The sequence below is a fragment of the Kineococcus vitellinus genome (genome assembly GCF_009906315.1).
GTDB lineage: Bacteria > Actinomycetota > Actinomycetes > Actinomycetales > Kineococcaceae > Kineococcus > Kineococcus vitellinus.
In genome coordinates, this window is record NZ_JAAALL010000004.1 from 20,863 (window position 1) to 42,953 (window position 22,091).

Genomic DNA, 22,091 nt, shown 5'->3' on the forward strand with positions numbered 1-22,091 from the left:
GCGACCCGGCCGGGCGGTGGCAGGGATGACCCTGTCCTCCGCGGGCACCGACTCCTTCACCGGGTCTCCCGGCTCCGTCGTCGAGGTCCGGGACGAGGAGTGGCTCGTCACGGGCGTCGAACGGGCCACCGACGGCTGGTTCGTCCAGGTCCAAGGGCTGACGGAGCTCGTCCGCGACACCAGCGCCGTCTTCTCGACCGCCCTCGACGACGTGGTGGTCGTCGACCCCAAGGCCGCGACGGTCGTGGCCGACGACTCCCCGGGCTATCGCCGCACGCGGCTCTGGCTCGAGTCCGTGCTGCGCAAGTCGCCCGTGCCCCTCGGCGACCCCGAGCTGTCGGTGGCCACCCGTGGGCTGGCCGACCCGCTCGGCTACCAGCAGGCCGCCGTCCGCAAGGCTCTCGATCCGGACAACCTGCGCCCGCGCATCCTCCTGGCGGACGCCGTCGGCCTGGGCAAGACGCTCGAGATCGGCATGATCCTTGCCGAGCTCGTCCGCCGCGGCCGCGGTGAGCGGATCCTCATCGTCACCCCGCGTCACGTCCTCGAGCAGATGCAGTTCGAGATGTGGACGCGGTTCGCTCTGCCGTTCGTGCGGCTCGACTCGGTCGGCATCCAGCGCATCCGGCAGAAGCTCCCGGCGAACCGCAATCCGTTCGCCCACTTCAAGCGCGTCATCGTCTCCATCGACACGCTGAAGTCGGACCGGTACGTCGCTCACCTGCAGAAGCAGAACTGGGACGCCGTCGTCATCGACGAGTCGCACAACGTCACGAACTCGACGTCGCAGAACAACCGCCTCGCCCGTACTCTCGCCGCCCACAGCGACGCTCTCATCCTCGCGTCGGCCACCCCCCACAACGGCCGCGCCGAGTCCTTCGCCGAGCTCGTCCGCATGCTCGACCCGAGCGCGGTGCTGCCCGACGGCGAGATCGTCGAGGAGGCCGTCGAACGGCTCGTCGTCCGCCGGCACCGGCACAGCCCCGACGTCGCGAAGACCGTCGGCGGGGACTGGGCCGAGCGGCTGGAACCGCGGAACCTCCTCGTCGACGCCTCGTCCGCCGAAGACGCCGTGGCGCGCGAGCTCGACGAGACGTGGTTGCACCCGGAGGGCGGCCGGTCGCCGTACTCGGGGAAGAACGCCGGCCTATTCCCGTGGACGTTGGCCAAGGCGTTCCTGTCCTCCCCGGTCGCCCTCCGCGAGTCGATCCGGGAACGGATCCGGCGCCTCGGGGCGTCGCTCGGCGAGGCGGAGCGTCGGGAGATCGACGCCCTGCGCCGTCTCGACGAGCTGGCGAAGGCTGCGGCCGACGGCGAATCGGCCAAGTACACCCGGCTCCTGAAGCAGCTGCGGGACAACGGTGTGGGCCCTGCGGGGTCGGAACGTTCCGTCGTGTTCGCCGAACGCGTCGCCACCCTGAAGTGGTTGCGGACGAGCCTGCAGAAGGACCTCGGACTCAAGCCCGAGCAGGTGGCCCTCCTGCACGGGGGGCTGACCGACCGCGAGCAGCAGGACATCGTCGAGTCCTTCAAGCAGGCCTCGTCGCCCATCCGCATCCTCGTCACGGGCGACGTGGCGTCCGAGGGCGTGAACCTGCATTCGCAGTGCCACGACCTCGTCCACTTCGACATACCGTGGAGCCTCATCCGGATCGAGCAGCGCAACGGCCGCATCGACCGCTACGGGCAGAAGCACCGTCCCCAGATCACGACCCTGCTCTTGAACCCCAGCAGCGGCGACTTCGCCGGTGACATCCGTGTGCTCCAGCGGCTGCTGGAGAAGGAGCACGAAGCTCACCGGGCGCTCGGCGACTCGGCCTCGCTCATGGGCAAGTACGACGTCGCTGCGGAAGAGGACGCGATCCGCCGGGTGCTCGCCGAGGGTGTCGCGCTGGACGACGTCGTGCAGTCGGTCGAGCAAGTGGCGAGCTCACCGGGCCTCGAGGGGCTCTTCGCCCGCCTCACGGCGAAGACTGCGCCGGCAGCGCCACCGGCCAAGGCGCAGACGGCGGGACTGGTCGGAGTGTACGAGTCCGACGTCGCCTTCCTGCGGGACGCCCTGGAGGAGTTCATCGAGACGCCGGGCGAGGCGCCGCCACGCGGGGTCGCGTGGAAGGAGCACACCGGGTACTCCCTCGTGGAGTTCGCGCCGCCGGCCGACCTGCGGCGCCGGCTGGAGGTCCTGCCTCAGCCGTACCTCGCGACCCGGCGAGTGACGGAACGCTTCGTGCTGGCCACGACCGTCGCCAAGGGGCGGGCGGAGCTCACCGAGGCCCTCGCGGACACCACTGGGTCGCTCTGGCCCGAGGGGCACTTCCTCGCCCCGTTGCACCCCGTCCTCGACTGGGCGGGGGACCGCGCCCTGGCCGCGCTGGGGCGGCGGGAGGTCTTCGCCGTCAGGGGCTCCGTGGAATCGGTCAACGTCCTCCTGCAGGGAACGCTGACCAACGCCCGCGGTCAGGTGGTGGCGTCGTCCTTCCTCGTCGTGGAGTTCCCGAACGTCGAGGATCCGCAGTTCTCCTTCGCGGCGGTCCATCCTGACGCGGCGACCGCCCTCGCCGCTCTCGGTTTCACCGGGAGTCCGGTGAACGAGGGGGCGCTCGCGGACGCAGGGGACTTGACCCGGTTCCTCCCTCCCGCCGTCGACGTGGCGACCGGACAGCTCGCCCACACGCACCAGGCCAGCCGCGACAAGGCCGAGGAACGAGTGCAGGCGTGGTTCGATCGGAGCGACCGGTGGACGGACCGCGCTGATGCGGACGACGTCCTCATCCAACGGTCGGCCCTGAGCGACCGTCGCCACCGTGTCCGGGAGGTCCGCGAAGCCGCCCGGCTCATGGCGCCCGACCGGTCCTTGGTCCGCCCGCTACTGGTCGTCGTTCCGCAGGAGTTCGGGAAGGGGCAGGTCTGATGGCGGCGAGTGACGCGATCCTGGTCGGCGGCGATTGGATCTCCGAGCACTACTTCGGCTCGGATGCCCGCAACCAGTCGTTCCAAGCCAAGGTCACGGAGCGGCGCAGAGCGTGGGACGACGTCGACGACGGCATCGCGACCGTGCGCAGTCGGTTCACCGAGGCCCGCGGTGACGTTCTCGACGCGTTGGTCGGGCTCGGCGCGGCGGAGGACGATGTCGACGTCCTCCCGGTCGAGACCGACACCCTCGATGACCTGAGCAAGCGAGTCCTCGAGATTCTCGGCTTCGACCGCCCTGGACTGGTCAGCGAGGTGGACGGTCCCGTGCGGCGTCTGCGGGGAGCGGACATGACGCACGACGCGCCCTTGGTGATCGTCGACGGCGCGGCGGTGACCTCGGTCGAGGTGTTGCTCGGCAAGGACGGACCGACGCTGCGGAGGCCCTTCGTCGTCGACGAGACGACGACGCTCACCTCGGTGGCCCGGACCCTCTCGACCCTCTTCGTCGCCGACATCGCCCCGCAGTTCGCCCTCGTCCTCGCAGGCCGCTACGCGCTCGTCGCCGAACGCGAGCGGTGGGCGGAAGGCCGGTACCTCGTCGTCGACCTGCAGCTGGTGTGCGAACGCAACGACACCAAGCGGGGCGGTGAGGTGGACCGTGCGCTGACGTGCCTGTCGGTCGAGTCGCTCGCTCCCAACGCAGCCGGCAGCGTGTGGTGGACCGCCGTTCTCGAGGAGTCCATCAACCACACGGTCGGTGTGTCCAAGGACCTGCGCGAGGGGGTTCGCCTCTCGATCGAGATCCTGGCCAACGAGGTCGTCGCCCGCCGCAAGGCAGCCGGTCTCGACCCGTTGCCGGCCGCGTCGGCGCAGGACCTCGCGAAGCAGTCCCTGCGGTTCCTGTACCGCATCCTCTTTCTGCTCTACGCCGAGGCCTCTCCGGAGCTCGGCGTCCTTCCCACGGGAGCTCGGGAGTACGAACAGGGGTACAGCCTCGACCGCCTCCGCGAACTGGTGCTCGTCGAGCTCAACGGAGCCGCCTCCGAGCACGGAACCCATCTCTACCAGTCGTTGGGTGTCCTCTTCCGGCTGGTCGACTCCGGGCACGAGCCCGCTGTCCAGGAGGACGAGGAGGCGGGCCTGGAGGGTCTGACCTTCCGCCCGCTGAAGGCCGATCTCTTCACACGAGAGGCGACGGCACTGATCGACGAGGTCGGCATCGGGAACGGCGCCATGCAGCAGGTGTTGCGCCACCTGCTGCTCAGCAAGGAGGCCCGCGGGAGAGACCGGGGGTTCATCTCCTACGCGGAACTCGGGATCAACCAGCTGGGCGCCGTGTACGAGGGTCTCATGAGCTACACGGGGTTCTTTGCCGAGACCGACCTCTACGAGGTGGCGAAGGGCGGAGACGCCTCCAAGGGGTCCTGGGTGGTGCCGGTCGAGCGGTCCGAGGGGTTGTCGCGAGACGACTTCCTCAAGACGATCGACCCTGTCAGCGGTGAGGAGGAGTACGTCCTGCACCGCCAGGGCACTTTCGTCTTCCGGCTCGCAGGCCGCGAACGACAGCAGTCCGCCTCGTACTACACGCCCGAGGTGCTGACCCGGTTCGTCGTCGGGCAGGCGCTGGAGGAGCTGCTCGACCAGGACGGGCACACCACGACGGCCGCCGAGATCCTCGAACTGTCCGTCTGCGAACCCGCCCTGGGGTCGGGCGCCTTCGCCATCGAGGCCGTCCGACAACTGGCCGAGCAGTACCTCAAGCGGCGCCAGGACGAGCTCGGCCAACGCATCGACCCCGACCGCTACCCGCAGGAGCTTCAGCGGGTCAAAGCCTCGATCGCCCTGCACCAGGTCTACGGGGTCGACCTGAACGCGACGGCCGTGGAACTCGCCGAGATTTCGCTCTGGCTCGACACCATGGTTGCCGGTCTCGAGGCACCGTGGTTCGGCCTGCACCTCCGCCGCGGGAACTCCCTCATCGGTGCCCGGCGCACCGTCTTCCGCGGCGACCAGGTCCTCAAGGGCGATTGGCTCAAGGGCACGCCCACCGACGTCCCGATGTCAGAGCTCGTCAAGGACGTCGAGTCGGGGCGCCTCGCGACGGGGATCGCCGGCGGCGTCCACCACTTCCTCCTGCCCGCCCTCGGCTGGGGCTCCGCAGTGGAGGCCAAGGAGGCCAAGGCCCTCGCCCCGGATCAGATGGCGGCGCTGAAGGCGTGGCAGCGTGGCATCCGGGCGAAGCCCAACAAGACCCAGCTCAAGACGCTGACCGACCTGTCGCACCGCGTCGAGGTGCTGTGGCAGATCGCCTACCACCGCCTGCAGATCGCGGAGTCCGAGATCCGCCGCGCCATCCCGCTCTGGGGCACGGAGGAGCAGCAATCCGGCGGTGCCGTCCAACGAGCGGATATCGAGGCGGCGCTGTCCGATCCCGACGGGGCGTACCGACGACTGCGACGGATCATGGACGCGTGGACGGCGTTGTGGTTCTGGCCGTTGACGGAAACAGACGTCGCCCCGCCGACCTTCGCGCAGTGGATCGATGCCCTACGGGGCCTGTTGGGACAGCACGAGCTGAAGAACCGCAAGGCGCTGCGGCAGACCGCCGAATCCTCGCTGGCCGGCGACGGCTGGGAGGAGCTCGGGGTACGTGAGGAGCTCGATCGGCAGTTCGCAGGGGCGCGCGCCGTCACCGAGGTGCTCGAGGAACACCCCTGGCTTGAGGTCTGTGAGCGGGTAGCCGCGCAGCAGGGCTTCTTCCACTGGGAGCTCGACTTCGCGTCGGTCTTCGCGAAGGGCGGATTCGACCTGCAGGTGGGGAACCCGCCCTGGGTACGGCCGCGGTCCGACGTGGACGCGCTCATGGCGGAGGGTGACCCGTGGTGGCAGTTAGCGCTCAAACCGTCCGAGGCGATGCGGGCCGCGAAGCGCGCTGAGACGTTGCAGCTCGAGGACGTGCGAGAGCTCGTCATTGACGGGACTGCCGAGCCAGCGTCAACCGCAGCGTTCCTAAGCGACGGCCAGCATTACCCGCATCTCGTGGGTCTTCAGCCTGATCTCTACCGCTGCTTCATGGAGCGGACGTGGCGTTCGACGTCTGACCAGGGTGTGGTCAGCCTTGTCCACCCAGAGTCGCACTTCACCGACGAGAAAGCGGGCCTCCTGAGGAGTGGCGCCTACTCTCGGCTACGTCGCCATTGGCAATTCATCAACGAGCTGCAACTGTTCGAAGTTCACCATCTCGTGTCCTATGGGGTACACACTTACGGTTCGCCGCGCCAAGTCCAATTTCTTATGGCGTCTTCCCTCTATCATCCAGACACAGTTGAGCGCTCGCTCGACCACGATAGCTCTGGCCCTGAGCCTGGCCTCAAAGACGACGAAGGGCGATGGGATCGCAGGCCTCACGCCAAACGCATCACTCGTGTCGATGAGTCCGTTCTCAAAACCTGGCACTCCGTGCTCGAGTCGGAAACCGTGCCGGTCCACCAAACACGAGCGCTGTTCGCCGTAAATGAATCTACTGCGGCGGTGTTGTCCAAGCTGTCTCGATCGCCACGGCTTGCAGAGCTGGGCCTGCGGTTCTCCTCGGGCTGGCACGAGAAGAACGACCGGGTCAAGGGCTACTTCGAAAGTCGATGGGGCGCCCCGGAGTGCTGGGACGACGTCATCCTTCAGGGGCCGCATTTGCACGTGGCGACTCCTCTGTACAAGACACCGAACCGGACCATGAAGCACAACCTGGACTGGACCGCCACCGACTTCGAAACCCTGCCCGCCGACACCGTCCCCGTCACGGCCTACAAACCAGTAGGTGACCGTTACAGGTACGACTGCGACTACACGGACTGGGGTAATGAGGAGAACCCTAAGCCCGCGCGCGACTATTACCGTGTCGCCTGGCGATACATGGCTGCGAATACTGGCGCTCGTACACTCATTTCTGCCATCATCCCCCCAGGTGCAGCGCATACTCACGGAGTTGCAGCAGCAGGCGGACCTGACATCGATGCGAGCACACTGGTCGCTATTGCTGGGTACCTGTCTAGTCTGATCGCGGACTTTTCCGTTCGAGTGGCTCCAAAAGCGACGATTGAAGGGCGCACCATCAATCGGCTGCCTTTTATGGCAGTCGACCCGCTGATGCCCGAGTTGGTGAGTCGTACGCTTCGCTTGAACTGTGTCTCTTCGGCATACAGCGACCTCTGGCGCGAGTGCGTAGCTCAACAACGCCTGTCCGACGCCGGCGTGACACAGGAGCCTTTGGCCCCGGAATGGTCACGGAGTGCCCCCGCGCGCACTACTCGCGACCGCCTTCGCCTTCAGGTTGAACTGGACGCAATCGTCGCCTTAATTCTCGGGGTCTCCCTCTCGGAGTTGTTGTCTCTTTATCGCACGCAGTTCCCGGTCCTGCGCGGTTACGATCGCGTCAGTTCTGTCGAGCGCCTCGATGAGGCTGACAGTATCCCGGGGCTAGCGCCGTGGAACCGCGAAGCTGCGTTAGCGTCGGCTTATGCGCGGTTTGTAAAAGCTAGGGAAGCGTGAACATGACCGAGCTAACTCCTTCTTTTCAGGTGGAGGCGATCCAAAGATCGCTGCTCAGCTACCTGACTACCACATTCGCCCTCGTTGATGAGGCTTCGCGTACCTCCTTGAGTGAGTTTCTCAATGATCCGGTGTCGGGTCTCTTCAAGGGGGCTTTCGTTCGCCTTCGTCTTCCCTTTCGGCCAGCGAGTACAGGTTGGCAGCGCTCACTCGACTGGTATGGAGGGCTTCCACCTTACGGCCACCAGGCCGCAGCCTTCGAGCGTCTTTCGACCTCCCGCGCCGCCTTGGGAGCAAGCCGTCCGCAACCGACGCTCGTCACGACTGGTACGGGCTCTGGCAAGACGGAGTCGTTTCTCTTCCCCATCCTCGACCACGTCCTGCGTGCCAAACGCGCCGGGGTGACCGGGATGAAGGCGATCATCCTCTACCCGATGAACGCGTTGGCGAACGATCAGGCCAAGCGCCTCACTTCAATCCTCACCGGGGACGACACCCTCTCGGGCGTGACCGCGGCGATCTACACGGGGCAGAACGATCCGCTGCCGCGAACAAGAGTTTCGGCGAAGGGCCTCATCACCGACCGCAAGGTCATGCGCAGCGATCCACCCGACGTCCTCCTGACCAACTACAAGATGCTCGACCAGCTGCTCCTGCGCGCGGACGATGCTCCGCTGTGGCAAAAGAGCGCGATGAGCCTGCAGTACCTCGTCCTCGACGAGTTCCACACCTACGACGGGGCTCAGGGCACCGACGTCTCCATGCTGTTGCGGCGTCTGGGGACCGCGCTCAAGAGCTACTGGCAGCCAGGAGACCTCAATGTTTCCGGAGAGGACCGTCGCCGGCCGCTGGGCCAGATCACGCCCGTCGCCACGTCTGCGACGCTCGGGGACGGCGGTGATCCCGCGCGGATGCTCCAGTTCGCCGAGACGGTCTTCGGCGAACCTTTCGGCGCGGACGCCGTCGTCACCGAGAGCCGCGTGAGCATCGACGAGTGGATCGGTGACGCCGCTGACGTCGTGGAGAGTTGGGAGTTGGAGGAGGTCGACGTCGACCGCTCGACCATTCAGCTCGTCAACCGTGCTGTGGAGGCCCTCGGGGACAACCCTGAAGGGTCGGCCGTCGCCGAGGCGGTCGCTTCCCAGCTGTGGAGACCGTCCACAGAGGATGCGCCGACGATCGGCGCCGAGGATCGGCTCTTGACCCTGCTGCGGGGGCATCAGGTCACTCGATGGCTGCTGAGCCGTGCGGTGGACGCGATCAGCGTGCGGGACCTGGCCACCGATCTCCTCGGCGACCACGGAGCCGCGGCCTCGACCGAGGAGCAGGATGCCGCGGAAGCCTTCGTCACCGCGCTGCTCGCCGCGTTCAGTCACGTCCGTGCGATCCACGGCCGGATCGCGCCGTCCGTTGACCTGCACTTGTGGGTGCGCGAGCTCACCCGCATCGACCGCGCGGTCTCCGACCGTCCCGAATACATCTGGGCTGACGACGGGCCTCTGATGGCCGTCCAATCCGACGACGTCACCGACACTCGATCCTCGACCTACCTCCCAGCTTTGTACTGCAGGCACTGTGGTCGATCCGGGTGGGGACTCGTGCTGGCGCCGACCGGCAGCGACCTGCACGGCGACGACTCGGCGATCCGAGCACAACGCACGGCGCGGAACGACAGGTTCCGTCCAGCCATCCACGCGCCGGCCGAGGGTGAGATGCCGGAACTCGCGGACGGCCACGACGTCGTGGGCCTCCTGTGGCTGTCGACGGACGAGCGCCGACTGCTCGCCCGACCCTCGGTGACCGAGGAGCAGCTGCGCACCGGAGCGGTCGTCCCCGTCCTCACCCACGTCGGTGACGACGCCGCGGAACTGTCCCTCGACGACACCTGTCCCTCCTGCCTGCAGAAGGACGGCATCCGGTTCCTCGGCTCGGCCATCGCGACGATGCTGTCGGTCACCATCTCGACGTTGTTCGGCGACCCCACGCTGGACCCTGAGGAGAAGAAGGCGCTCGTCTTCACCGACAGCGTGCAGGACGCCGCACACCGCGCCGGGTTCGTCGAGGCACGCTCCCACAGCCTCACGTTCCGCTCGGTGATCCGAGAAGCCGTGGGGGACGCCCCGTCCTCCCTCGACGAGCTGGTCGAGGAGATGCTGCGGCGGGCTGGCGACGACCGCCACCGGCGCTACCGTCTCGTGCCGCCGTCCTTGACGGGGTTGGAGGAGTTCACGCCCTTCTGGGAGGAGGCGTCCCTACGACGTGTCCCGCCCAAGGTCCGTGAGCGAGTTCGTCGACGGCTGCTCCTCGACGTGTCCTTGGAGTTCGGTCTGCAGTCGCGCACCGGGCGGACACTCGAGCGCACGGGCAGCGTCACCGCGGAGGTCGACGCCTCCGAGGGGATCCTGCTCCGCGCTGCCGACGACGTCCTGGATGCAGCCGGTGGGACCGGGACGCTGGGCTCCGCCCCCGCTCGCGCGCAGCGGATCGCCTGGGTGCGCGGCGTCCTGGAGCGGATGCGGGAGCGGGGCGCCGTCCACCACCTCTGGTTCGTCAAGTACCAGCAGGACGACGGGAACCGCTACTCGATCTGGGGCGGTCGTCCTCGCTCGGACGGCATGCCGGCGTTCCCCGCCGGCCGCGCTGCGCCGGCCTTCCCGCGCGTCGGCGGCGCGAAGCTCGACAAGAACGTCGACCTCGACCCGGTCACCTCGCCTCAGAGTTGGTACGCACGATGGGCGGGGCGGAATCTCGGAGTCGCGCCCGGGGACGGCGCGCGCTTCGCCAAGATGCTCTTCGAGCGGCTCGCACACTTGGGTCTCGTCGACGTCGTCACGAGCAAGAGTGCGGCCCAGGTCTACGAGCTCAAGACGTCGTCGATCCTCGTCGCACCCGTGGAGCTCGACGATCTCACTGGAGGCCTGCACCGTCTGGTGTGCTCTGTCTGCCGTTCCAGCTTCCCCGGGAGCCTGATGGTCACCGAGCAACTGAGCGGAGCTCCCTGCCTCGTGGCCCGTTGTGGGGGGACTCTCGGGACAGATGCGGGTGATGACAACTTCTACCGTCGTCTCTACGAATCCACGGACATCCGCCGCGTCGTGGCGCGCGAGCACACCAGCATGCTCGACGACGCCGTCCGCCTGGGCTACGAGGAGGCCTTCAAGGGGGCGGGCGAAGATCCGCAGGCCCCCAACGTCCTCGTGGCCACGCCGACGCTCGAGATGGGCATCGACATCGGCGACCTGTCCACCGTCATGCTCTCCTCGCTCCCACGCTCGGTCGCTTCCTACCTGCAGCGCGTCGGTCGTGCGGGCCGCCTGACCGGGAACTCGTTGAACCTCGCCTTCGTGACAGGGCGAGGCGACCAGCTGCCGCGCCTGGGGGACCCCCTGTCGGTCATCAACGGCGCGGTGGTGCCGCCGGCGACCTACCTGGACGCCGAAGAGATCCTCCGCCGTCAGTTCATCGCACACTTGGCCGACCACCTCGCGCGGGACGTCAACGCACCGCACCCCAAGTCCGCATCCGGTGCGATCGGGTCCGTCGACGAGGGCTCCTTCCTCCGTGCGCTGCTGAACCTCGTCGAGGTCGACCCGAAGCAGTGCGTCGACGCCTTCCTCGCCGGCTTCCCCTCGCTGTCGGACCTCACCCGTCGATCGCTCCTCGAATGGGCTTCTCCGCAGGCGGGAGTGCCGGACAGCAGTGGCCTCGCGCGTCGGGTGGTCTCCGCCTCGCAGAGTTGGAACCACACCGTCGAGACCCTCAACCACCGCCGCAAGGAGATCCAACTCTCACTGCCGGCCTTGCAGCAGGCCGTCGCCAACAAGGCGACGGCGACGGACGCCGACAGGCGAGCGCACCGCACGGCCCAAGCGGCGCTCCGCCTCGTCCAGGCACAGCTGTCCGACCTGCGAGCCGGCTACTGGATCGGTGTCCTGGAGGAGCACGGCCTCCTGCCGAACTACACGCTCCTCGACGACGGCGTCACGTTGGACGTCACGCTGAGCTGGACGGACCCTGACACCGGGGACTTCCGCAACGACCCGTTCAGCTACCGACGAGGGGGCACCCAGGCGTTGCGGGACTTCGCCCCCGGCGCGACCTTCTACGCGAACGGTCACCGGATCGCGATCGACGCCCTGGATCTGGGCCACGACGGTGAATCCGTGCGGCAGTGGCTCTTCTGCCCCGCGTGCGGCTATGCGGCCGGCCCCGACCCCGCACCGGTGGCCGCCTGCCCACGGTGCGGAAGCACCGGCGTGGCCGACACCAAGCAGCGCCTCGACGTGGTCGAACTCGAGCATGTCTACTCCGCCATGCGCCGCGACGACGCGCTGATCGGAGACGACCGCGACGAGCGCATGCGTGAGCAGTTCAGCGTCGTCACTGCGGCCGACGTCGACCCCGCGAAGGTCGTGCGCCAGTGGTTCGTCGAGGGGTACACCTTCGGCGCCAAGTACCTGCGAGACCAGACCATCCGGTGGATCAACGTGGGGCGCAGCGCCGCTCACGGGATGACTCGCCCGCTGGCGGGGGCCGAGCTGCCGGTCCCCCTCTTCCGCGTCTGCGAGGCCTGCGGGCAGCTCGACAAGGATCCCCGGGTGACCCGCCCGGACGAGCACCGACCGTGGTGCATCCACCGCACCGCCACCGCCGAACACACTCGAGGAGTCGCCCTGTCCCGCACCCTGCGGACGGAGGGACTCGTCCTGCGCCTGCCCGCGAGCGTGACCTTGGGGGACGCCTTCGCGGTCCCGAGCCTGTCAGCGGCACTGCTCCTCGGCCTGCGACGACGCATGGGCGGGTCGCCGGATCACCTGCAGATCGTGGAGACCGTCGACCCGACCTTCGGCAACGGTACGGACAACGCGTCCGCACTGCTGCTGCACGACATCGTTCCAGGGGGAACCGGGTACCTGGCCGAGCTCGCCGATCCCAGAGCCGTGTGGCGGCTCCTCCGCGACGCCTGGGAGACCGTCCGCGACTGCCCGTGTCGGGAGGAGGATCGGTTGTCGTGTCACCGGTGCCTGCTGCCCTTCGCGGCGCCGCACCAGGTGCGCTGGGTCGCGCGGGCCTCGGCGGAACGCCACCTGCGCGACATCCTGGCTGCAGGTGGCGATCACGATCCGGCCGACGAGCCGACCTGGTCGTGGACCGAGGAGGAGCCCGACCAGGTCGACCCCGAGTCCACTCTGGAGCAGCGGTTCCGCAAGATCTTCCTGGAACGCCTCGCCGCCGTCGGTGCGACCGTCGACGAACAGCCGACGGTCTCCGGGAACCGACTCCTCATCACGATGCGGGGTGGCCGGAAGTGGAGGCTGGAGCCGCAGCAGATCGTGGCCGGCTCCAAGCCCGACTTCATACTGCGCTGCAGTCAGGCGGGGATCCCGGAGGTGGCCGTCTTCACGGACGGATGGCGGTGGCACGCGAGTCCTCAGACCAACCGCATCGCCGACGACGCGGTCAAGCGGGAGAACCTGCGTCTCAGCAACCGTGTCGTCCTCGGCGTGTCGTGGCAGGACCTCGACGACGCCGAGAACGGAAAGGTCCAAGCGCCCGATTGGTGGGCGACCGCGCAGCGCGACGAGCTCATGGCGAGCTCTGGAGGGCAACTCACGCCGAGCCTTCTCGACCTCGTGTCCGGGGGACCCGTCGACTTCCTCATGTCCTGGATCCAGGCACCGGACCCGGAGGGACTGCAGCGACTCGCCCACTGGCTGCCCTGGTTCCTCATCGGCGACTCGGTCGTGAGCCCCATCTCCGGGTCACCGGTCGCCGCCGCCGCCACCACGCTCGACGGGGATGCCGTCGAGGTCGGGGACAACCCGACGTGGACCTGGAGCCGGGGCCCGATGACCTTCGCCGCGACCATCGTCGACCCCGCCACCGCCACGACCGAGGTCGCGGTCGTCCTCGACGACCGAGAGGCGGCAGTGGAACGTCCGGACCATCGGGACGCCTGGCGAGAGTGGTTGCGACTGAGCAACCTCCTCAACCTGCGGACTGCCCCGACGACCATCTCGTGTCGCACTGAAGTGGACCTGGGTGCAACGCCCGCCGCTGCGTCCGAACCCACGCCCGCCACCGGCTCGATGCCGGCCGAGTGGCAGGAACTCTACGAGCTCGGCACCGAGCTCGAGCGGCCGCTGATCAGAGAGCTCGCAGCCGCTGACATCAGCCTGCCGGAACAGGGCCTGGAGTCGGTGGGTGGCATCGCCCTCCCACTGGCGTGGCCGGCTCAGAGGGTCGTCGTAGACGTCTCGTTCAGCACCGACGACCGCATCGAGCTCGAGACCGCGGGCTGGCACGTCGTGTCACCGGTGATCGATAAGGTGCGCGAAGCACTGACCGTGGGGAAGGACTGACCGTGCCGCAGATCGTGTGGGGCCCGCCTCAGCGAGGCGAAGTGGACGCTTCCGTCAAGAAGCTCGTCCTCACCTTCCTCGAGAAGCTGAACCGGGACGACACCACGCCGGGTCTCCACATCGAGCCCATCAACGGAACAGTCGACGACCGGATCCGCACGGGACGTGTCAACGACTTCTGGCGGGCAGTCCTCGTCAAGCTCCAGGGTCAGGGCGAGACAGCCCACTACGTCTACCTGGGCACCTTTCCTCACGACGACGCGATCAAGTTCGCCAAGCGTGCGCAGTTGACGGTCAATCCGGTGAACGGCATCGCCGAATTGATCATGGCGACCGAGCCCGGCGATGCCGCGGTGATCGCTCCTGCCCGGGTCGCTGAGGTCGTGAAACCGCTTTTGCCTTCTCGGGGCGTCACCCGCGAAGTGCTCGTCGACGAGGTCGGCATCGCGCCCGACATCGCAGACCTGGCGGTGGCTGCCACCACGGAGGACGAGATCATCCGCATCGCCGAATCCGCGGTGGAGTGGCAAGGACTCCTGCTCATCGATCTTGCGGGCGGAACGCCGCTGGAAGCAGCCCGGGCATCTCTCGGTCTCGCCGAGTCGCCGGCCGAAGCGGTGGATGCGCCGGCGATCTCCGACGAGGAGGTCATCTCGGCGCTGCGCCATCCCGCCGCGCAGATGCAGTTCGCCTTCATCGAGGATGATGCAGAACTGCGCCGAGCCATCGAGGACTCCTTCGCCGCATGGCGCATCTTCCTCCACCCGGAGCAGCGGAAGTACGCGACGACGCGCTACAACGGACCGTTCCGTCTCTCCGGAGGTGCAGGCACCGGGAAGACGGTGGTGCTGCTCCACCGCGCTCGACACCTGGCGAGGCAGAACCCGCACGCGCGCATCCTCCTCACCACCTACACGCGAACCCTGGCGGAGGCTCTACGTGCCGATCTCCGGCGACTCGATCCCACCCTGAAGATCGCCGCAGGGCCCGGCGAGTCGGGTGTCTACATCTCCGGCGTCGACGCCGCCGTCAGCTCCGTGTTGAAGGCCGCGAAGAATCGAGCGGATGCGATCGAAGCCGTTCTCGGCGCTCGATCGCCACAGACGTCAGGACGGACGAAGGAGTCGGCGTGGAGCGACGCCGCACAGGGCGTCGAGCTACCCCCGGAACTGCTGTCGAGGACCTTCCTGGCGTCGGAGTACGCGATGGTGGTCCTGCCTGCACGGGCGACGTCCCGCGACGAGTACTTGACTGTCCGCCGGCCGGGGCGAGGTGTCTCCCTCGACCGCAAGAAGCGCGCCAGTGTCTGGAGCATCGTCGCGTCCTACCGTGCTCAAGCGAGCATCGAGGGCAGCGTCGACTTCGCCGAGGCGGCGTCGATCGCCGCCGCGTCGCTGGAAGCCACCGGCCCGCTGTTCGACCACGTGCTCGTGGACGAGGGCCAGGACCTCACCCCGAGTCATTGGCAGTTCCTGCGGGCGTCGGCGGGTGAAGGGTCGGACGACCTGTTCATCGCGGAGGACTCCCACCAGCGCATCTACGGACAGCGTGTCGTCCTCGGCCGTTACAACATCAAGATCGTCGGGCGTTCGCAGAGGCTGACCCTCAACTACCGAACCACCGCACAGAACCTCGGGTACGCCGTCGCTGTACTGGAAGGCGGAGAGTTCCACGACCTCGAGGACGCGGGCGAGGACGCGCGTGGATACCGATCGGCGCGGACCGGCCCTCGGCCTCGAGTCATTCACGTGGACAGCCTGAGCGAGGAGTTCGACCAGGCGGCTGACGTCGTGCGGCGGTGGAGCGATGAGACTGAGGCGCAGGAGACCATCGGACTCCTGGTGCGAGACCAGCAGACCGCTCGCAGGCTGTCCATCGGCCTCGACGAGCGGGGCGTCCCGGTGCGGATCGTCGAGGGGGGTGTGTCGAGCAGCGCCCAACCCCTCGTCATGACGATGCACCGGGCGAAGGGGATGGAGTTCTCACGGGTCCTGATCTTCGGTGTGGACGAGGGGTCGGTTCCCGCGGAGTACGCCGTGCAAGGGCTGCCGGACGCCGACTGTGAGGACGCGTTGTTGCGGGAGAGGTCGCTGCTCTACGTGGCGGCGACGCGTGCTCGAGACGAGTTGGTGCTCCTGACGCGGCAGCCGAGCCCGATCCTGCCGGGCATCGCTCGTAAGGTACCCACCTGAGCATCCGAAGCGCCTTTTCCACCGAGTGGGGATACCGTCTGCCATCGACCGCGTCCTCAGAGGCGGAGGGTTTGACAAGCCAGTCGACTAACAGCTCCCTTCACTATAAGAAGCCGTTGCATTAGTTCGTTGTGGGTAGTCGCCGGGCGCAGATGAGCGTGACGGCGAGGCGGGCGAGAGCGGTGATGGTGCGTCCGCTGCTGTCGTAGCGCAGCGCCAGGCGTTTGTAGCTGAGCAGCCAGCCGATGGTGCGCTCGACCACCCAGCGGTACCGGCCCAGGCGCTGGCTGGACTCGATGCCTATGCGGGCGATGCGCGCGGTGATACCGCGCCGGCGCAGGTAGGTGCGGCACCGGCGGTTGTCGTAGCCCTTGTCTGCGTGCAGCTTGGCTGGGCGGCGCCGGGGCCTGCCGCGGCCGACGCCCTTGACGGCTCGCTGCGTATCGAGCAGCGGCGCCAGCAGCATCGAGTCGTGACGGTTGGCGCCGGACAGGACCACGTTGAGTGGCAGCCCATCGGCGGTGACCAGCAGGTGGTACTTGGTGCCCAGCTTGCCTCTGTCCGTGGGGTTCGGTCCTGTCAGCGCGCCCCCCTTTTCGCTCGGACGCTGACGGAGTCGATGCAAGCCCGAGACCAGTCCAGCAGTCCTTGCTGACCGAGGCGGTCCAACACGGCGCCGTGCAGCTCGTCCCAAACGCCGGCCTGCTGCCACTGGCGCAGCCGCCGCCAGCAGGTCCAGCCCGAGCCGTAGCCCAGCTCGGCGGGGTGGGGGTACCTCCCGCGTGCGGGGGACTTGGCCCAGCCGATGCCGGTGCTCAGCACGAAGACAATGCCTTCGAGGACTGCCCGGTCATCGTGGCGTGGTCGCCCGGTGCGCCCACGAGGCGCCGGTGGCGGTGGCGGGATCAGTGGCTCAAGCAGCTCCCACAGCTCATCGCCGATCAGCTGACGCGGTCGGGTGCTGGCGTCGATGGCCATGTCGCCCAGGCTGCGCCTGGCTCAGCGCGACACGCCAGAGCCTCCGCAAGACTTCTGCAACGGCTTCTAACTTGCGAGCCTGTTGACGTCGTCGCAGCCTTGAGGCATGGCCGAGGACGCGGTACCTGAGTTGCTGCAGGACTTGGTGCCCAATGCGCTGTGGCAGCGGGTACAGCCCTTGCTGCCGCAGCGCGCACCGCGCCGCATTGGCCGGCACCGTGCAGGTCCTGATCACCGGCTGCACGTGGGCGTAGGTGCCGGCCGAGCAGTTCGGCTGCTCGGGCATCACCTGCTGGCGCCGGTTGCGCGACTGGACCGAAGCCGGGGTGTGGCCGCAGCTGCACCAGGTGCTGCTCGATGAGCTGCGCGCAGCCGGGAAGCTGCAGCTGGAGACGGCGGTGGTGGACGGCTCGCACGTGCGGGCGCTGAAAAGCGGGGGGCACAGCGGCCCTTCACCGGTAGACTGCTCCCGCAGTGGCTCCAAGCATCACCTCTTGACCGATGCCGGCGGCGTTCCGGCGGTCGTGATGCTAACCGGTGGCAACCGCCACGACGTGACCCAACTGCTGCCGCTGGTCGACGCTTTCCCGATCGTGCGCGGCCTCCGCGGCCGGCCCCGCCTGTACCCGGACTACCCCTACGCTGACCGCGGCTACGACTACGGCGTCTACCGCCGCGCGCTGCGTCAGCGCGGCATTCTTCCGCGCATCGCCCGGCGCGGCGTCGCCCACGGCTCCGGCCTCGGGCGCACCTGTTGGGTTGTCGAGCTCATGTTCGTTGGGGGTACCACCCGCTCGCGGGGGAGGCTGCACCAGTTCAAGCGGCTGCGCATCCGCTACGAGGTCCGCGCCGACCTGCACCTAGGTCACGTCTGACGGATCTTCACTTGAGCCAGAGCAGCAGCGAGGCCAGCAACAGCCCGGCACGGTAGTGGTGGGCGTGCTTGTCGTAGCGGGTGGCGAGCCCGCGCCACTGCTTGAGGCGGTTGAAGGCCCGCTCGACGACGTTGCGCTGGCGGTAGGTGCGCGCCTCGAAGCGGTATGGGCGCCCGCCGGCGCTGCCGCGGGCGCGGCGGTTGGCGAGCTGGTCGGCGCGTTCGGGGATCGTGGCTGCGATGCCGCGGGCGGCGAGCAGGCGGCGGTTGGCGCGGGAGCGGTAGCCCTTGTCCGCCACGACGTGTTGCGGTCGGGTGCGTGGTCGACCCCGACCGCGGCGGGCGATGCGGATTTCGCCCAGCACGGTCGCGAGCACGGTGGTGGGGGTACCTCCCGCTTGCGGGGGAGCGTTGACGTTTCCAGCCGTCAGCACGATCGCCAGCGGCCTGCCCAGCCCGTCGACGGCCAGGTGTGTCTTGGTGGTCAGCCCGCCGCGGGAGCGGCCGATCGCGTGGTCCGCCGGTTCTGTCGAGCCTCGTCCGCACCATCCGAGCCCCCCGGGGGTGTGCTCCGGCTGGTGTTGGCGCCGTGCTGGTGCACCCGCACCATCGTGGAGTCCACTGCGACCAGCCAGTCCAGCTTCCCGGAGGCGTCGGCTTCGGCCTGCACCGCCTCCAGCAGCCGCTGCCAGGTCCCATCCGCCGCCCAGCGCGCGAAGCGGTCATAGGCCGTCTGCCAGGGCCCGTACTCCGCCGGCAGCTCCCGCCACGGCGAGCCGGTGCGGTACTTCCAGGCGATGGCCTCGATCACCTGTCGGTGATCTCGCCAGCGTCCACCGCGCTGCGGCTTCGTCGAGGGCAGCAGCGGCTCGATGCGCGTCCAGGTGGCGTCGGTGAGCACCTCGGTCCTGGCCATGTCAGCCAGTGAACCGCATCAGCGCGTGATCCACCAGACATGGCCTAGGGGACAGCCGCTTAGCCGGTGACGCGCCGGACACCACCGACCACGAGGTCAACGGCGACGCCGAAGACCACGTGCGACCCGCCTTCCCACACCCACCACGCCCGGGGCAGCTCGCCCACCGGGGCCTGTATGCCCAGCGCGGGCAGGAGCGTGCCGTGGAAGGCGCCGAACAGCGCGGCCCCTCCGAGGGCGCCCGAGTCCGTGCGCAGAGGCGGCACCCGCCGGGACAGCAGCGAGTACGCCACGGGGTTACCCGTAGGTGATGGCGCGGTGGAACCACACGGCTCCGGCCTCGAGCTCGTCGCCCTTCAGGGTGTCGCCATCGCCGCTGCGTAGGTCAACCAGGCGCCGGTAGATGACCGAGGGGGAGCATCCGGTCGCCGTACCCGGCCAGGTCGGCGCCGAGAAGCCCCTTCTAGCCAGGACGAGCGGCAACGCCTTCTCGCCCTACTGCTGGAGGGTGAACTCCGCCTTCGCTCTGGCCTGCACGCCGACCCAGCCGGTCAGGAGCCCGGTCGTGACGTCGACCACGAACCTTATGCTGATCACGGGCACTGACTACCGCACCGGCACCGATGGCGCTGTCCCTGCGCCGCTGGGAGGCGGAGGACGGTCAGGAGTGCTGCGCCGTCCACGCCGCATGCAACCGCGAGTAGGGCCCACCGGCGTGTGCCAGCTCCACGGCCGGCCCTACCTCGACGACCCGCCCGGAGTCCACGACCACGACGACGTCGGCGGCCTCCGCCGTCGACAGGCGGTGCGCGATGGCCACGGAGGTCCGGCCGCTGAGCACCCCTTCGAGGGCCCGCTGCAGCCGCACCTCGGTGGCGGGGTCGACGGAGGAGGTCGCCTCGTCGAGGACGAGCAGGTCGGGGTCGGCGAGGTGCGCCCTCGCCAGGGCGACGAGCTGGCGTTCGCCGGCGGAGAGGCGCTCGCCGCGCTGGCCGACGGGGGTGTCGAGGCCGTCGGGCAGGCCGTCGAGCCAGGCGGTGAGGCCGAGGTCGGCGAAGGCGGCGCGGACGTCGACGTCGGTGGCGCCGGGCTTGCCGCGGCGGACGTTGTCGCCGACGGTGGCGTCGAAGAGGAAGCCCTCCTGGGGGACGGCGACGACGCGGCGGTGCAGTTCACGGCTGGGCAGGTCGCGGGCGTCGATCCCGTTGAGGAGCACCCGGCCGGCGGCGGGGTCGACGAGCCTCGTCACGAGGCGGGCGAGGGTGGTCTTGCCGGAGCCGGTCTCGCCGACGACGGCGGTGCGGGAGCCGGCGGGCAGGTGCAGGGTGACGCCGGTCAGGACGGTCTTGTCGGTGCCGGGGTAGGTGTAGGCGACGTCCTCGACGCGCACGTCGACCGGGCCGGCGGGCAGCTCGCGGACGCGGTCGGCGGGGGGTTCGGGGACGGTGACGGGGGTGTCGATGAGGTCGACGACGCGGCGCCAGCCGGCGAGGGCGTTCTGCAGCTCGTTGAGGACCTCGGTGGTCGCCTGCACCGGGCCCACCCACAGCTGGGCGAGGAAGAGGAAGGCCAGCAGCCGGCCGAGGGTGATGTCGCCGTCGACGCCGAGCAGGGTGCCGACCACGACGACGAGGGCGACGACGAGGCCGGAGACGACGACGCCGGTGGAGAACGTCGTGGCCGTGGCGACCTGGGCCTTCACGGCCTGCTTGCGGTGCGCCTCCACGGCGGCGTCCACGGTGCGCCAGGAGCGGGAGGCGGCGTCGTGGGCGCGGATGACGTCGGCGCCGACGACGGTCTCGGAGACCGCGCCGAGCAGCTCGCCCATCCGCACCCGCACCTGCCGGTAGGCCGCGGCCACCGGGCGCTGCAACTTGTTGCGGATGATGACGAGCGGCACGAAGCAGCCGATCACCACGAGCGCGAGCTGCCAGGAGTAGACGAACATCACCGCCGTCGCCAGCACCACCTGTCCGAGGGACAGGACGAGCACGAGCATGCCGGTCTGCAGGAACGTGGAGATGGTGTCCACGTCGCTGGTGACGCGGCTGACGAGGGAACCGCGGCGCTCGCCGGACTGGGTGAGCACCGCGAGGTCGTGCACGTGGCGGAAGGCCCGCACCCGCAGCGCTGCCAGGCCCGCCTCGGTGGAGCGGAACAGCCGCGAGTTCACCACCCACGCCGTCACCGTGGTGATCGCGACGACGACGGCGGCGATGGAGCAGAGCAGCGCGACCCGGCCCGGGTTGGGGCCGTCGGGGCCGAGGACGCCGGTGTCGATGGTCTGCTGCACGGCGACGGGGACGACGAGCTTGCCGATCGTCGTGGCCGCCGCGATGGCCAGGGTGACGCCGAGGCCCTCGGCGAACTGCGGGGTCAGCTCGCGGGCTTGGGCCAGCACCCCCCGCTGGGTCAGGGCGCCCGGGGTGCCGGGGCCCGTGGGGGCAGTGCCGGGCTTCGCGCCCGGGTTCGTGGTGGTCGTGCTCACGCCATGCCCGCCTTGTCGTTCGCGGCCTTGACCGCTGCCTCGTCGGCGCGGTCCTGCGCCGCGCGCGCGTACGCCGTCACCAGCTCGCGGTAACCCGCGTCGCGGGCGGCGACCTCCTCGGCCGGGCCGCGGTCCACCACCCGCCCCTTGTCCAGGTGCACCACCTCGTCGGCCAGCGCGATCGTCGCCGGCCGGTAGGCCACCACCACGACGGTCGTACCGGCGCCGGAGTCGGCGAGGCCGTCGAGCACCGCGCGCTCCACGGCCGGGTCCAGCGCGCTCGTGGCGTCGTCGAGGACGAGCAGCCGGGGCTTGCGCACCAGCGCCCGGGCCAGCGCGAGGCGCTGGCGCTGCCCGCCGGAGAGGGTGGAGCCGCGCTCGCCGACGAGCTCGTCGAGACCGCCGGGCAGCGCCTTCACGAAGTTCTCCGCGCGAGCCAGCCGCAGCGCGGCCCACACGTCGTCGTCACCGACCCGGCGCCCCGCCGGCACGCTCTCGTTGTCCAGGCCCAGGGCGATGTTGCCGCGGATCGTGTCGTCGAAGACGAACGTCGACTGCGGCACCAGCGCGGCCGCCGCGGCGACCTGCCCCTCCGCGAGCTCGCGCACGTCCACCCCGTCGAGGAGGACCTCCCCGCTCGTCGGGTCCACCAGGCGCACGAGCATCCCCGCCAGCGTCGACTTGCCCGCGCCGGTGCTGCCGACGACCGCGACGGTGGAGCCGGCGGCCACGTCGAGGGTGACGTCCGCGAGCGCGGGCGTCGGTTCGCGGCGCGGGACGACCGGGGTCTTCCGGCGGGCGGGCTGGCCGGTCAGGCCGGGGC

At 69.2% G+C, this 22,091-nt stretch carries 9 protein-coding genes and 1 pseudogene; 5 read left to right on the forward strand and 5 right to left on the reverse strand.

Features of this window, described 5'->3' with window-relative positions; translation table 11 throughout:
- The first annotated feature begins 25 nt into the window (after positions 1 to 25).
- From GTQ99_RS01105 to GTQ99_RS01120, 4 genes are read left to right on the forward strand one after another with little or no spacing between them, the layout of a single operon-like run.
- Positions 26 to 2,911 carry an SNF2-related protein gene (locus GTQ99_RS01105; protein WP_166613901.1) on the forward strand — a complete coding sequence of 962 codons (2,886 nt, stop codon included), beginning with the start codon at positions 26 to 28 and terminating at the stop codon, positions 2,909 to 2,911.
- Entirely contained in the window at positions 2,911 to 7,458 is a 4,548-nt protein-coding gene (locus tag GTQ99_RS01110) for an Eco57I restriction-modification methylase domain-containing protein (protein WP_166613902.1), read from the forward strand. Before GTQ99_RS01105 ends, GTQ99_RS01110 begins: the two co-directional genes overlap by 1 nt.
- Before the next feature lie 2 nt (positions 7,459 to 7,460).
- The gene (locus GTQ99_RS01115; RefSeq protein WP_166613911.1) at positions 7,461 to 13,820 is read left to right on the forward strand and encodes a DEAD/DEAH box helicase; all 6,360 of its coding nucleotides are present in this window, start codon (positions 7,461 to 7,463) and stop codon (positions 13,818 to 13,820) included.
- 2 nt (positions 13,821 to 13,822) lie between these two features.
- Complete coding sequence (locus GTQ99_RS01120; protein WP_166613903.1) at positions 13,823 to 16,012, forward strand: 3'-5' exonuclease; 2,190 nt, start codon at positions 13,823 to 13,825, stop codon at positions 16,010 to 16,012.
- 121 nt (positions 16,013 to 16,133) lie between these two features.
- On the opposite strand, the gene GTQ99_RS01125 is transcribed toward GTQ99_RS01120, so the two are convergent.
- Positions 16,134 to 16,990 (reverse strand): IS5 family transposase gene (locus GTQ99_RS01125; RefSeq protein ID WP_205706573.1). Its coding sequence is split into 2 segments (ribosomal slippage): positions 16,134 to 16,609 and positions 16,609 to 16,990, totalling 858 coding nucleotides; the frame shifts between segments, so codons are not numbered across the junction.
- A 130-nt stretch (positions 16,991 to 17,120) separates the two neighbouring features.
- On the opposite strand from GTQ99_RS01125, the pseudogene GTQ99_RS01130 reads away from it, so the two are divergent.
- A pseudogene (locus GTQ99_RS01130) lies at positions 17,121 to 17,865 on the forward strand (IS5 family transposase).
- Positions 17,866 to 17,872: 7 nt separating this feature from the next.
- Here GTQ99_RS01130 and GTQ99_RS01135 read toward each other — a convergent pair.
- The 4 genes from GTQ99_RS01135 to GTQ99_RS01150 all read right to left on the reverse strand — a co-directional run.
- Positions 17,873 to 18,780, reverse strand: a protein-coding gene (locus tag GTQ99_RS01135) for an IS5 family transposase (RefSeq protein ID WP_420814497.1) whose coding sequence is annotated in 2 segments (ribosomal slippage) — positions 17,873 to 18,385 and positions 18,388 to 18,780 — 906 coding nt in all. Because the reading frame shifts where the segments join, the coding sequence is not laid out codon by codon here.
- A 59-nt stretch (positions 18,781 to 18,839) separates the two neighbouring features.
- A complete protein-coding gene (locus GTQ99_RS01140; protein ID WP_166613905.1) occupies positions 18,840 to 19,073 on the reverse strand; it encodes a DUF1440 domain-containing protein in 234 nt (77 codons plus the stop codon).
- A 368-nt stretch (positions 19,074 to 19,441) separates the two neighbouring features.
- Positions 19,442 to 21,268, reverse strand: a complete 1,827-nt coding sequence (locus GTQ99_RS01145; RefSeq protein WP_338074635.1) for an ABC transporter ATP-binding protein — start codon at positions 21,266 to 21,268, stop codon at positions 19,442 to 19,444.
- Positions 21,265 to 22,091 (reverse strand): ABC transporter ATP-binding protein (locus tag GTQ99_RS01150; protein WP_166613906.1); only part of this gene is annotated, 827 nt, incomplete at its 5' end. The genes GTQ99_RS01150 and GTQ99_RS01145, both read right to left, overlap by 4 nt.